Source organism: Mycobacterium sp. NGS51, assembly GCF_059812525.1.
Genome location: NZ_JCALCV010000002.1, coordinates 209,460 through 222,433 on the forward strand (window position 1 = coordinate 209,460; position 12,974 = coordinate 222,433).

The 12,974-nt window shown below is 62.8% G+C and carries 11 protein-coding genes; 9 read left to right on the forward strand and 2 right to left on the reverse strand.

Annotated features, from left to right (window positions below; translation table 11 throughout):
• Positions 1-2 precede the first annotated feature (2 nt).
• From AC5Y5W_RS03670 to AC5Y5W_RS03705, 8 genes are all read left to right on the forward strand, one after another.
• Positions 3-1,112, forward strand: coding sequence for a threonine aldolase family protein (locus tag AC5Y5W_RS03670; RefSeq protein WP_500022085.1), 1,110 nt, complete (start codon positions 3-5; stop codon positions 1,110-1,112).
• Positions 1,113-1,367: 255 nt separating this feature from the next.
• Complete coding sequence (locus AC5Y5W_RS03675) at positions 1,368-1,919, forward strand: dTDP-4-dehydrorhamnose 3,5-epimerase family protein (protein WP_500022086.1); 552 nt, start codon at positions 1,368-1,370, stop codon at positions 1,917-1,919.
• Positions 1,913-3,232, forward strand: coding sequence for an NAD(P)H-dependent oxidoreductase (locus AC5Y5W_RS03680; RefSeq protein ID WP_500022087.1), 1,320 nt, complete (start codon positions 1,913-1,915; stop codon positions 3,230-3,232). Before AC5Y5W_RS03675 ends, AC5Y5W_RS03680 begins: the two co-directional genes overlap by 7 nt.
• 11 nt (positions 3,233-3,243) lie before the next feature.
• Positions 3,244-4,749 (forward strand): sugar transferase, encoded by a 1,506-nt coding sequence (locus AC5Y5W_RS03685; protein ID WP_500022088.1) that lies wholly within the window; start codon positions 3,244-3,246, stop codon positions 4,747-4,749.
• 51 nt (positions 4,750-4,800) lie between these two features.
• Positions 4,801-6,249 carry an oligosaccharide flippase family protein gene (locus AC5Y5W_RS03690; RefSeq protein ID WP_500022144.1) on the forward strand — a complete coding sequence of 483 codons (1,449 nt, stop codon included), beginning with the start codon at positions 4,801-4,803 and terminating at the stop codon, positions 6,247-6,249.
• Positions 6,246-8,192: a glycosyltransferase gene (locus AC5Y5W_RS03695; protein ID WP_500022089.1), complete on the forward strand. Its 1,947-nt coding sequence runs from the start codon at positions 6,246-6,248 to the stop codon at positions 8,190-8,192. Before AC5Y5W_RS03690 ends, AC5Y5W_RS03695 begins: the two co-directional genes overlap by 4 nt.
• Positions 8,193-8,224: 32 nt before the next feature.
• Positions 8,225-9,256: a glycosyltransferase family 4 protein gene (locus AC5Y5W_RS03700; RefSeq protein WP_500022145.1), complete on the forward strand. Its 1,032-nt coding sequence runs from the start codon at positions 8,225-8,227 to the stop codon at positions 9,254-9,256.
• The gene (locus tag AC5Y5W_RS03705) at positions 9,256-10,047 is read left to right on the forward strand and encodes a WecB/TagA/CpsF family glycosyltransferase (protein WP_500022090.1); all 792 of its coding nucleotides are present in this window, start codon (positions 9,256-9,258) and stop codon (positions 10,045-10,047) included. Before AC5Y5W_RS03700 ends, AC5Y5W_RS03705 begins: the two co-directional genes overlap by 1 nt.
• Positions 10,048-10,080: 33 nt before the next feature.
• Here the strand turns inward: AC5Y5W_RS03705 and AC5Y5W_RS03710 are convergent, their stop codons facing one another.
• Complete coding sequence (locus AC5Y5W_RS03710) at positions 10,081-11,232, reverse strand: acyltransferase family protein (RefSeq protein ID WP_500022091.1); 1,152 nt, start codon at positions 11,230-11,232, stop codon at positions 10,081-10,083.
• 81 nt (positions 11,233-11,313) lie between these two features.
• Here AC5Y5W_RS03710 and AC5Y5W_RS03715 point away from each other — a divergent pair, with 81 nt between their 5' ends.
• A complete protein-coding gene (locus AC5Y5W_RS03715) occupies positions 11,314-12,060 on the forward strand; it encodes a class I SAM-dependent methyltransferase (RefSeq protein WP_500022092.1) in 747 nt (248 codons plus the stop codon).
• A 32-nt stretch (positions 12,061-12,092) separates the two neighbouring features.
• Here the strand turns inward: AC5Y5W_RS03715 and AC5Y5W_RS03720 are convergent, their stop codons facing one another.
• Positions 12,093-12,920 carry an FkbM family methyltransferase gene (locus AC5Y5W_RS03720; protein WP_500022146.1) on the reverse strand — a complete coding sequence of 276 codons (828 nt, stop codon included), beginning with the start codon at positions 12,918-12,920 and terminating at the stop codon, positions 12,093-12,095.
• Between the last annotated feature and the right edge of the window lie 54 nt (positions 12,921-12,974).

The following is a 12,974-nucleotide window of genomic DNA, read 5'->3' on the forward strand; positions in this document are numbered from 1 at the left end:
GGATGCGCGGTGAAGTGCGTGACCCGTCGACGTATCGCTGTTTCAGCAGCGACAACACCGCCGGCGGTGCACCGCAGATCATCGCAGCTGTTGCAGCGGCGGCCCCGGGGCAGGCACCGCCGTATGGAGCCGACAGTTGGACCTTGAGCGCACAGTATCGCATCAGCGAGATCTTTGAGCGCGACGTCGATTTGCTCCCAGTTTCCAGCGGCTCGGCGGCGAACGCATTGAGCCTGGCCACCCTGACACCGACGTGGGGCGCAGTTTTGTGCCACCGTGACAGCCATATCAACAACGACGAATGCGGCGCACCGGAGTTCTTCACCGGAGGTGCCAAACTCATTGTCCTCGGCGGTGACAACGCCAAGATCGACACCGACGAGTTGCAGACGGCGGTACACCGCAAGGCCGGAGACGTGCACAGCGTGCAACCCTCCGTGCTGAGCGTCACCCAGGCCACCGAGACGGGCGCGGTATATACGCCCACCGAGATCAGCCACCTGGCCGCCATTGCAAAGCGCGCGGGCCTGCGCGTGCATATGGACGGCGCTCGGTTCGCCAACTCCGTCGCCGCATTGGGCTGCAGCCCCGCCGAACTGACCTGGCGGGCTGGCATCGACATGTTGTCGTTTGGCGCCACCAAGAACGGGGCCATAACCACCGATGCGATCGTCGTCTTCGACTCCTCCATCACCAGGGAACTCCGCTTCAGGGCTAAGCGAGCCGGTCAACTCGCCGCCAAGATGCGTTTTGCCGCCGTGCAACTCGATGCCTACCTCACCGATGATCTGTGGCTGCGCAATGCCGGCCACGCTAATGCCATGGCAGCGCGACTCGAAGAGGGACTGCAATCCATTGCCAACATCGGCCTTCTCGGAACTCCACAAGCGAACATCCTCTTTTGCCACCTGCCACAGCAGGTCATCAACGAACTTATCGACGAGGGTTTCGATTTTTACCACGGCCGTTGGGAACCGAGCGTCGTGCGCTTCGTCACCTCCTTTGCGACGACGACGGACGATGTCGACGAGTTAGTTCAGGCGGTCCACCGCCTCACCGCGGCCGCGACCGACAAAAGCCGGACCCGAGTGGTTGGACGCCAAGGGGCCTGACTCATCGTCCCCGCTACTGCAGGCCTTGCCCACCGAGATGGCTCCGCAGATCGACAGTACTCCCGGTATTTACCGCTGGATTATTCAGTCGTTCTGACTGTATAATCGCTACTTATGTCGATGGCTAGTTTGTCTCGTACGACACCGTTGTCGACGGTCCCGGCCAATCAGCCCGGAACATCCGGCTCAAACACATCGAGGCCCCGCTCGAGACCAGGCAGGTCGACGAGCGCACGTTCTGGAAGGGGAGCTTGAGTGAAGTACACGCCTACAGCGGTAGCGGGAGTGACGATCGTCGACATCGAAACCCACCGCGATCATCGTGGCTTCTTCTCACGTGCGTTCTGTGCCGACGAATTTTCGGACTACGGACTGAATTCCACCGTGGCGCAGACGAACATCTCCTATAACTATGCGCGGGGCACCCTGCGGGGGCTGCACCGGCAAAAGCCGCCCCACGCCCAGGCCAAGCTGGTTCGCTGCACCCGAGGCGCCATTGTTGACGTGGCCGTTGACTCCCGTCCCGAGTCGGGGACCTACGGCAAGCACGTGAAGGTGGAACTGAGCGCCGATAACCACCGGGCATTGTTTTTGCCGCCGTATGTGGCAAACGGCTTCCAGACGCTCATCGACAACACCGAAGTCCTCTACCAGGTCAGCGCCCCCCATGTGCCAGCTGGCGAGGAGGGATTCCGTTGGGACGAGCCAGCATTCGGTATAGTTTGGCCGCTGCCTGTCATGGTGATCTCTGAGTTGGACGCCAGTTGGCCGCCGCTGGCATCGATCAGGAGTGCGGCATCATGCTGACGGGAGTCGACAAGCTACTGGCCCACCGAGCCGCGCAAGGCAGCCCGATACGGGTCGCGATCGCCGGATGCGGGTTCATGGGACGCGGATTGGTCAATCAGATCGTCAACAGCTCGCCCGGGATCACACTGGCTGCCATTGCGGTGCGCAGCCCCGATAAGGCATTCAAAGCACTCATCGATGCAGGCGTGGATGACGCGACCGAAGCCAACAGTGCGTCTGCGCTGAATCTCGCTATCCGCCAGGATATTACAGCGGTCACCGAGGATTTTCGTGTCATCACCCAGGCTGACGGCATCGATGTGGTGATCGACGCGACCGGTGCCGTCGAATTTGGCTGTCATCTGGCGCTCGATTGCTTCGCCGGGGGAAAGCACTTGGTACTGATGAATGTCGAAGTGGACGCGACCGTTGGCAGCGAGTTGGGCCGACTCGCCGACAGCGCGGGCGTGGTGTTTACCGGCTGTGCTGGCGACCGCCCCGGGGCGCAGATGAGCCTAATCCGGTTGGTACGCAGCATCGGAGTCAGGCCATTGGTCAGCGGCAGCGTCAAAGGTCTGCACGACCCATACCGCAATCCCACCATCCAGGAGGGGTTCGCCCGGCGTTGGGGGCAGGAACCGTGGCTGGCCACCAGCTACGCCGACGGCACCAAGGTGAGCATCGAGCAGTCGATTGTGGCGAACGCCACGGGGATGTCGGTACATCAACGCGGCATGCTCGGCCGCAATCATGGCGGACATGTCGACGACTTGACCCGCTGCTATAGCGTCGACGAGCTCTACACCCTCGGCGGAGCGGTCGACTATGTCGTGTACACCAAACCTGGCCCCGGCGTCTACTGCCTTGGCGCTCACGATGATCCGAAGCAACAGCACTATCTGGAACTGTACAAGCTGGGCAAGGGCCCGCTGTACAGTTTTTACACCCCGTTTCATCTGTGCCACTTCGAGGTCCCGATCACCGCAGCGCGGGCTGTTCTGATGGGCGACGCAGCAGTGCGGGCGTTGCCGACCCGCCATGTCGAGGCGGTCGCAACGACCAAAACCAACCTTAAGGCCGGCACGGTGCTGGACCGACTCGGCGGCTATCACTACTACGGGCAGGCCGAGAAGGCTCACATCGCGCGAGATCAACGACTGCTGCCGATCGGCGCCGCCGAAGGGTGCACGTTGACCCGTGACGTTCCCGGGGATTCGACGCTGACCTACGACGACGTCCGCGTGCCGCCCGGCCGATTGGTGGACCGACTACTCGAGGCACAGAGCCTGATGCCGGTCGACGTCCCGCCCGGCGTGGCGGCCACCACCTAAGTCGACCCGCCATGACCACGTCGTCGCTTTCCCGCCAGAACGGCCATACGCCGGTCGTTTTGCAGCCGTCCTTGCCCCGGCATGACACCGCTCGGCGTTGGCAGCAACGGTATTCGGCACACCTGTGCATCAGCGACTCAGTGATCGTTTTCGCATCCGTGATGCTGGCTCAATTCGTCCGGTTTGGGGAAAACCTCACCACGTCGGGATATTCGGCTCCGGTCATGACGTCGTTCTCCCTCCTGTTCGTGGTGCTCTGGATGTCCTTCCTAACGGTCTTCCACACCAGATCGGCGCGGATCATCGGTGCAGGGATCGACGAATACCGGCGCATCGTGAGCGCGTCGTTTTGGACGTTCGGGACCATCGGAATGACAACGCTGCTGGCCAGAATCTTCTTGGCCCGAGGCTATTTAGCGGTTGCGCTACCGGTAGGCACCGTGGCGTTATTGGCCAGCCGGGCGTTGTGGCGACACCACATTTCCGAGAAGCGCGCACTGGGCAAGTACCAAACGAAGGTGCTGGCGATTGGCGATCGAAGGGCGGTGTCACACCTTGCGCAAGAACTGACCCGAAACCCGAAAGACGGCTATGTCCTGGTGGGGGTCGGCATCCCCGGATATGGGCCTTCCCGCGGCAAGAAGCTTTTGGTGCATGGCCGTGAGATCCCGATCCTCGGAGACGAGACGCACGCGCTGGCCGCGATCGGCCGTTGCGGTGCGGACACCGTGGCGGTGACTGGGACAGAACGCTTCGGTGTACAGGGAATCCGGCAACTGATGTGGCAATTGGAGACGATGGATGTCGACCTCGTCGTCGCGCCGGGGGTGATGGATGTCGCCGAAGGGCGGCTGGCGCTGCGGCCCGTCGCAGGGTTTCCACTACTTCATGTCGAAAAACCGCAATATCAAGAGGCTAAGCGCTTCCAGAAACGGGCCTTCGACTTCTGCTTCTCGCTGGCCGCCCTCATCGGGACCTCACCGCTGCTCATCGCATCAGCTATCACGATCAAGTTGACGAGCAAAGGACCGGTTTTTTACCCATCCGAACGTATCGGCATCGAAGGCAAGCCGTTCACGATGTTCAAGTTTCGGACGATGGTCGACGGGGCGGACAAAGACATCGACCGGCTGCTGCCGCTGAATGAAAGCACCGGCGGAATGCTGTTCAAGATGCGTGACGATCCCCGAGTCACGCCGATCGGCAGGATACTCCGCCGATTCAGCATCGATGAATTGCCGCAATTCATCAACGTTTTGAAGCGGGACATGAGCGTGGTTGGCCCGAGACCGCCGTTGATGCGCGAAGTGGCGAAATACAACGGTGACGTCAAGCGGCGAATGTTGGTCAAGCCGGGAGTTACCGGCTTATGGCAGGTAAGCGGCCGGTCAGATCTGTCGTGGGACGAATCGGTGCGGCTGGACCTGTCCTACGTCGACAACTGGTCGATGGCAGGCGATCTACTCATTATCGCAAAGACAATACGAGCTGTCTTGATGCGCGACGGAGCGTACTAAGTGACCGCGGGTTACGACGCACGGGTGGCCGCGAAACCGACCTCAGGACCGCTGCCAACGTCGGTGGCACTTCCTATCTCGCATCAGCGAATAGCCCATGCATTCGCGGTCCAAGTGGTCTGCCGGGTGCTCGGGATGCTGGCCTCGATGGTGTCGGTTGCCATCACTGCACACCACTTGGGCCCCGACCGCTACGGCCAGCTCACGATCGCCATCGTCTTCATCGGTACCTGGGCCAGCCTGGCCGACCTCGGTATTGGCGATGTGATCGTGCGGCGCGTGACTGACGGCCGCGGTAACCTCGAACGCCTGGTGCGGGTAAACAGCGGCTTGTCGCTGGTGTACTGCGTTCCGCTGGCGGTGTTGGCGGTCGGGTCAGGATTGCTCGTCTACCGCGACTCCGACGTACGAACGATGCTGGTGGTGCTGTCCGGGCAGCTCCTGATGATGACGATGACAGCACGGTTCGAGCCGGTCTTCCTCGCCAGCGTCCGATTCTTTGCCGTCGCGTTCTCCGATGTCGCCAGCCGGCTGGCCACACTGGCCGCGATCGCCTGGCTGGTCGCGACCCAAGCGGACATCGTCTGGTTTGCGGTGGCTCAACTCATTCCGCCCACCCTGCAACTTCTGATCCAGGGCGCGGCTGCGGCACGGAACATCTCGTTGCGCCCAATCTTTTCCTGGCGGGAAACCGCCGACTTGTTGCGGGAAGCCTCTCCGGTGATCGGTGTGGTCGTGCTCGCAACCGTGTACTGGCGCTGCGACGGCGTTGTCTTGTCGTTGGTGAGTAGCCATTCCGAGGTCGGGGTGTATGCGTTGGCCTGCACGGTCGCACTCAACACCGTGATCCTGTCGCTCTTCTTCCAGAAAGCGACCCTGTCGACGGCCACCGAGCTGTTCTCGCGTGATGTCGCTGCATTCGCCCGGTTCATGCGCCGGAGTGTGGAACTGATGTGGTTTCTGGCGGTCCCGGTTGCGGTTATCGGGGGTCTCCTGTCCGGCTCCCTGATCGGGCTCTTCGGCGATGCGGCGTTCGTCGATCGAGGTAAAGTGGCGCTGGCACTGTTGTGCACTGCTGCGGCACTGCGATTCGTCGGCAGCACTCTCAGTCAAGGTTTGTTCGCCTGCCACCAACAGACGTTCCTGTTTCGGATGTCCATCGCGGAACTGGTGCTACTGGTCGGGCTCAACGTCGCTCTGGACGGACGGTTCGGAGCCGTTGGCGCCGGCGTCGCGGTGGTGTGTACCGAGTTGGCGCGTTTGGCGATCGCCAGTTGGTGGCTGCAACAGCAGTGCGCCTACCGGACGCCGGTGATGTTCTTGTTGCGGTTGCTGCCCGGAACTGCGGCCAGTGTCGTTGTGGCGCTGCTGTTGTCCGAACAGCACGTGCTGGTTGTGCTGACCGCCGCATTTGCGGTCTACCTGGCGGCCGGCATGGCATTCGGGCCCGTTAAGTGGTCGACGCTGGCCGCCCTGCGCAGACAGCAGGTGACGATGTGAGCCGCGAAAGAGACCGGGCCTATCTGAAAACGCCATCCCGTCACGTGTCCCCTCTCCGATCTGGTCGGCAGCTCGCGGTGCTGATCGTGGCGGCTGAAAACAACGACCGGCTCGATCGATGTCTCGCCAGTGTTGCCGAGCATTTGCCCGAGCTTCCCGTCTACATCTCCGAGAACGGCGACAGCGCGAGTTCCGGCCGGGAAGAGCTGGCCACGCTTTACCCCGAGGCGAATTGGGTTGTTGGACCGGCGAAGTCCGGTTTCGCGGCAGCATTCAACGCATTGGTCGAGCACACCCCGCCGGAGACTGATCTGCTGATGCTCACTGCTGGCGCCCGGCTTCGCGGATCGCTGGCTCGCACCCGCGAACTGATTCGCCAACCGGGCGTCGCGGCCGTTTCGCCGCTGTGGCGTCCCAGCGCTGGTCGTGCTCCGGCGCCGTGGGACACCGGGACGCGGCGCTTCACGCTGATCCGCGCGTTGATCGCCGCGGCCGGCTCCTCACATCCTTGCGGCCGACAGCCGGTCGAATTACCCACCACCGCGGGCTATGCCGGCGATACCTGCCTGGCGATCAACCGAGCGGCGTGGAACAGCATCGGCGGCTTCGATGAGGAGTTCTTCTGCTACGGCGATAAGGTCGACTGGCAGGCCCGGGCGCGCAGCGCGGGCTGGCGCATCCTGTTGGCCGACGAACTGGCCGTCCACCACCACGTCCCGCGCGGGGATGCCGAAGAGGTTTCAGCCGCCGAAGGCATCCGGAGCCGCGACCTGCTGCGCGCCGACACCGCGCTGCTGATCGAACACCAGCAAAGCGTCCACCACGCCGATGCGTATCTGGCCGCAACGACGCTCCTGGGCCGGATGCACTGCTCCCGGCGACACGCGCGCAGCGGTCCACCTACCGACCTACCAGCGATCGTGATCACCACCAACCGCCTGGTGTACGGCGGCGCCGAACGTCAAAAGGTCTTGCTCGCAGGTGAATTGAGCCGTCGTGGCTACCCGGTCACGCTCGTCTGCGTGCAGCGCTTCGGCCCATTGATCACGGAGATCCCGCCGGGTGTGCGCGTGATGCGTCAACCCTGGTGGGCACCGGTCCTCGACCTTCCCGACGGCCCGGCGGTGTTGATCAGCGGCGACACCAACACCGAAACCGGTTTCGCCACACTGTGGCGGGCCGGCGGGACCGGCCGACGCTGGCTGGTCGCGCCGCACACCCCGCCACAGGAGGACCGGCCGATCTACTCGCGGCCGTTGGCCGCCGCGATGCGCCGCGCAGACGGTTTCATTGTGCTGGCGCAGCGACATTGGGACATGCTGGCAATACACCACCGCCTCGACGGACGGCATTTCGTGGCTCCGAACGGCGTAGCACTCGAGCTTGAACCACGTCCCCGGCTGCGCCTGGCCGGCGATCCGCTGCAACTGGTGATGCTCTCGCGAATTGTCGAGCACAAGAATCCGTTGCTGCTGATCGAAGCGCTACTCGGGCTGACCGATCTCCCGTGGACGCTGTCGATCTTCGGTGACGGTCCCGACCGGGAGCGGCTGCAGGCCCGCACCCCCACCGAGTTACGCGATCGGGTGCACTGGCGTGGTTGGGCGGCAGGACCGAAACCTGCGCTGGCCAAAGCGGACCTGCTCTGCGTGCCGAGTCGCTCGGAGGCATTTCCAATGGCCATTCTCGAGGCGATGGTCCGAGCGGTGCCCGTTGCGGCGTCCGCGATCTGCGCTGTTCCGGAAATGCTGGATTTCGGGCGGGCGGGATTCGTCGTGGAACCGGTCTCCGTAGACGGATGGCGCGACCAGTTAGCCCGCATCATCGCCGACCCGGGCGCGCTGCCGGGGGTCGGTCAGCGCGGCTTCGAGCGACTGCGAACTCATTACACAGTGACGGCGATGACCGATGCCTATCTCGAAGCGATCGGCGCGGTGCTGTGAAAGCCCCTCGGGTACTGTGGCTTTCGCCGTGGATGCGTCCGCTGGCCCGGGTGCAGGTCGAGGCGCTGCGGCGCCGTGGCATCGACGTACTGCTGGTGACGTCCGACTTGCACCCGGAGTCGGATGTCGCCCGCGACTACGAGCTGGTGCTAGACCCCGGAGTCCGCACGGCGTCAACCTGGCCCACCACCCTTGCTGCCTGGCGACGGATACGGGCTTACCGGCCGCACGTGGTGATCACCGAACTGGTACGCGATCTGCGCTGGATCGCGTTGGCTGGACGGGTACCGCGCATCCAATTGGTGCACGACGACCGCGCTCACGACGCTGCCGAATTGCGACCGGCCTACGAGTCCGCGGTGTTCGACCGTTGGGGCGCCGGTTCGACGGCCACCATCACCTACAGCGACCACGTCGCAGCTAGCGTCACGAACCGGCGCGACGTGGCCGGCACCCCGATACGAGTGGTTCCGCTGACCAGCGACCTGGACACCGCGCAGGTTCCCGCACTGGTCGGCGCGGATGGGCGGCACGACTTCGTGATGGTAGGCCGGCTCAATCCCTACAAGAACGTCGATGTGGTGTTGGAAGCTTGGCAGCGGCACGTCGACGGCGGTGGCTGGCGCGGCGACAACCTGGTCTTCATCGGTGACGGCCCGATCATGGAGCGCTTGCTGCCCAAGCACACGACGTGGCGCCGGGGCAGCTACCGCTACCGCGACGTGGTGACCACCCTGGCGGCTGCAAAGGGCTCGATCGCGCACTACCGCCGCGCTTCGCAAAGCGGTGTGCAGGTGCTGTCGATGCAATTGGGTGTCATGCCGGTGGTTTCCAATGTCGGAGGCCCGCCTGAATATCAGCCACCGGGCTGCCCACCGGTGGGCGTCGACGATGTCGACGGCCTAGCCGCGGTTTTCGACCGGCTGGCCAACCCGGTGACGGCGGCGCAGCGCGGAGCGGAGGCGGCGCGCTACTACGCGCGACGGTGCAATGTCGACCGCGCCGGAGAACAGTTGCTGGAGGTCATCTTCCAGGTTGCACGCGGAGTAACAGGGAGAATCTAATGCGCAGAGTTGTCCGGATCGTCGGAATCGATGTGGTGGACCAACAAATGCATGAGGCGGTTGCCGAATTGCAGGCGATCATCCGTGACCGCGCAGCCTGCCGTTCATTGTTCTTCGTCAATGCAAACACCCTGAACTTCGCTGTGGAGGACCGAGACTATGCGTGCGTGCTCAATGGGTCCGACTTGGTATACGCCGACGGGACCGGGGTGCGCTGGGCAGCACGTCTGCGCGGCTTGCGCTTGCAGGGCAATCTGAACGGTAGTGACATGATGCCGGCTTTGCTCGCCACGACACCCGGACTCCGTGTCTTCCTGCTGGGCGGTATCGACGACGTCAATGCCGCGGCGGCGGCCGCTGTCGCGCGACAATTCGACGTCGAGGTCGTCGGACGACACCAAGGCTGGCTTGATGACGACGAATACGGTCCGGTGATCGAGCTGATCAACGCTGCCGCACCGGATCTGCTATTGGTCGGGTTCGGCAACCCGCGGCAGGAGGAATGGATCGCCCACCATCGTGCGGCATTGCGGGTGCCCCTGGTCGCGGGGACCGGCGGGCTGTTCGGTTTCTGGGCAGGCACTCGGGTGCGAGCCTCGATGTTGACCCGACGGATCGGTATGGAATGGGTCGACATCATGATTCGCGAACCTCACAAGGTGCCTCGATATATGTTGGGGAATCCGAAATTTCTGTACCGAATGGTGCGGTGGCTACCTGCCGACCGCGCGGGCGGCGATCGTAGTCGAATCACAGGTCGTGCAACCACGCCGTCGCGCATCTCGGCTTGAGCTACCGACGAATACAACGCATTTCGGCTCTAGCTATGAGGTTGCCGCCGCCATACGGGACAGTTCATCACCGTCGCGCTCGCCGCCGCTTTCATACCGTCGCTTGAGCCTCAACAGGGGCGTCTCGAAAAAGCGGAAGCTGAGGTAGGCAACGGCAATCACTGTGCCGAGCGTGGCCACGAACACCTCGATCCCGAATTGCTCATGGAGAACACCTCGAACGAGGTTGGCAGACAACATGTGCAACAGGTAAACCGCGTAGCTGATCACTCCTACGAACACCAATGGCTTGCACCGCAGTACCGGGTGCAGCGGGGTCCGCTCGGCCAAACAGACACTCACTACGACCGAAACCATGAGGATCCCGATGATCGGCCGTGCAGCGTTCATTCCGATTGCAAACACCAATACAACTGCTGTGACGGGCCCAGACCAAACCCGGCCGAGAGCCGGGCTCACCAATTCGAACCCACGCCGTCTGCTGACGATGAGCGCCGCGGCGGCGCCGAGCAGGATCGGAAGCGCCAAACTCGCCGGGATACTCCATGGCAATACCGTGGTATCCGCGACCGCGGAGACCGCCTGCGATATCACCACCAACACCCCCAGCGCGCACAGCGAGGGCCAAATCCGTTTCCCCTTCGTGACGCTCAACGTGGCCACCAGCACTGGCGGCCACAGCAGGTAGAACTGTTCCTCGGTCGCCAATGACCAAGCGAAATAGAACGGCACGGAATTGCCGTGGCCGAGGTCGACGAACCAGTTGGACGTGTACGTCGCGAATGTCGGCAGATTGCGCAGGAATTGGGTGCCTTCAGGAGTGTGGCGACGAGTCGCGATCACCAACACGATGTAGCAGCCCAGCGTCACGTAGTACAGCGGAAAGATCCGCAGTGCCCTGCGGGCATAGAACTTTCGCAATGAGATCGCCTTTGTCGAATGCTGTTCACGTACCAGCAGCGTCGTGATCAAGAACCCACTGATGGCGAAAAAGAAATCCACGCCGAGGTAGCCCTTGTCCGAGATCGCAGGACCCGGGGTCCCCGAGGTGTGATGCCACACCACTGCGATCACACTCAGCGCTCGTAACCCGTCCAGTGCAGCGAACCGTCTCATCGCCGCGAATCGGCCGAAGTCTGCTCCCGACGCATGCACGGTCTGCGAAGTCCCAAACTGGCCACCCATAACACTTCGATAGTACATCCTTATGGTATGTTTAGACAGACGCTGAATACTTTTAGTATTCCGACTCAGGGAGGCGTGCCAGTGGCCGAAACCGAAGAGTACGCCCGGCGGTACTTCGACGAGCAACTTGACTCCAACAGAGAGTATTGGCGGCGGTTCGGGGGGCCGCCCGACTGGGACAGCAAACGTGTCCTTGAGGTCGGCTGTGGCCATGGAGCGATGTCCATCGAGATCGCCCAGGCGGGAGCTACGGTGCTGGGCGTCGACTTGGACGAATGTCGCATCGACTTCGCCAAACGTAACCTAGTGCAGCGATTTCCCCACCTGGTAGATCGGGTGACATTCCAGGCAATCGACGCGGCTTCCCTTGCGCAGCAACAATTGTTCGATGTCATCGTCTCCAAAGACACCTTCGAACATGTCGAGGATCTGGCGTCGCTGATGAAGGAACTCGGCCAGCGATTGGCACCGGGCGGACAAATCTATGCAGGTTTCAGCCCGCTGTATTACAGCCCTTACGGGGACCATGGGCGCACAGGCCTCAAAGTGCCGTGGGCACACGCCGTTCTGCCCATGCGCGCAGTGTGCGCGGCTGCAGCTCGCCACAACGGTCATCCCGTGCGTTCTTTGGTAGACATCGGACTCAACGGCAATACCCCGGGCCAGTTCCGGGCTGCATTCGAAAACAGCGGACTGCGGCTTCGTGCCATTGCCTACAACCGGGGCGACAAGTGGTTGCTGTCTGTTCTCGAACGGGTTCGCGGCTACTTTCGTCGATTCGAGCGGTTCACCACCGTCAGCATCTACGCCGTTTTCGAGGCCGGATAAGGCTTTCGGCGAATGCTGCAGTGTGACTTCTGTCAGGCCGGCGCCGGCAGGAAGACGAAGTTGTTCACGTAGGTCACGCCCGTTAACCATCCGTCGAGGTTCGCTGGGTTCTGATGCTCGGTGAGGTCGAACTCCTCAAGCGGCCGGCGGACGCCGTCGACTTCGAAGTATCCCGTGTATTCGAGCCCGGCCAGGAATTCTGCGATTCCGGCGACGGCGCGGGGGTGATGACGTTCCTCAGCCTCGATGAACAATGCCGGCCGATTGCGTTTGAGCGTGTCGGCGGCACCACGCAACACCGCAAGTTCGTGGCCCTCGACGTCGATCTTGACGAATCCGATCTGGTCCAGCTGCAGATCATCGAGCCGCACCACTGGTACATCGATGTTGGCGACCCGACTGCCGCCGGCGTCATTCAACGGGTTGTGGGCGTCGATGGTGCTGCGGCCGGGCGCCGACTCCACCACCCGCATCGTCGTCACCCCGGGTGCGTCCGACACCGCCACCGCCTCGACGCGCACCGCTGCGCCGACCGCGCCGAACATCGCGGCCAGCGAACTGGCCTGCCTGGGCCGCGGTTCGAAGGCGATCACCGAGCGCGATGAGCCCAGCATCGCGATCGCGAATTCGCCGACATCGGCGCCGATGTCCAGCGACACCCGATTAGGGTCGCACAGTGATCGCACCAGCTGCATCTCCGTGTGGCAATTTCCGAGATCCCGCAGGATGCGGTATTTGCGTCGCCAAAACCAGCGTGGTGCAACGCTTTTTGCCAGCGGCGCAAGTCGACGCTTGAGAGAAACGACGAGTGAACCCGAGTGTCCGGTGGCCAGCGGGTGTCCACTTAGCTCGATCCACATGTCGACCAGCTGTTCATACCAGCTGTCCAAGCCGAAATCGCAAGCGCGACAATG

What these genes read in the sequence shown, in the direction of transcription:
- AC5Y5W_RS03685 (WP_500022088.1), top strand. Translation starts at nt 3,244, where the DNA reads ATGACCACGTCGTCGCTTTCCCGCCAGAACGGCCATACGCCGGTCGTT.
- AC5Y5W_RS03705 (WP_500022090.1), top strand. Translation starts at nt 9,256, where the DNA reads ATGCGCAGAGTTGTCCGGATCGTCGGAATCGATGTGGTGGACCAACAA.
- AC5Y5W_RS03710 (WP_500022091.1), bottom strand. Translation starts at nt 11,232, where the DNA reads ATGGGTGGCCAGTTTGGGACTTCGCAGACCGTGCATGCGTCGGGAGCA.
- AC5Y5W_RS03680 (WP_500022087.1), top strand. Translation starts at nt 1,913, where the DNA reads ATGCTGACGGGAGTCGACAAGCTACTGGCCCACCGAGCCGCGCAAGGC.
- AC5Y5W_RS03700 (WP_500022145.1), top strand. Translation starts at nt 8,225, where the DNA reads ATGCGTCCGCTGGCCCGGGTGCAGGTCGAGGCGCTGCGGCGCCGTGGC.
- AC5Y5W_RS03720 (WP_500022146.1), bottom strand. Translation starts at nt 12,920, where the DNA reads ATGTGGATCGAGCTAAGTGGACACCCGCTGGCCACCGGACACTCGGGT.
- AC5Y5W_RS03670 (WP_500022085.1), top strand. Translation starts at nt 3, where the DNA reads ATGCGCGGTGAAGTGCGTGACCCGTCGACGTATCGCTGTTTCAGCAGC.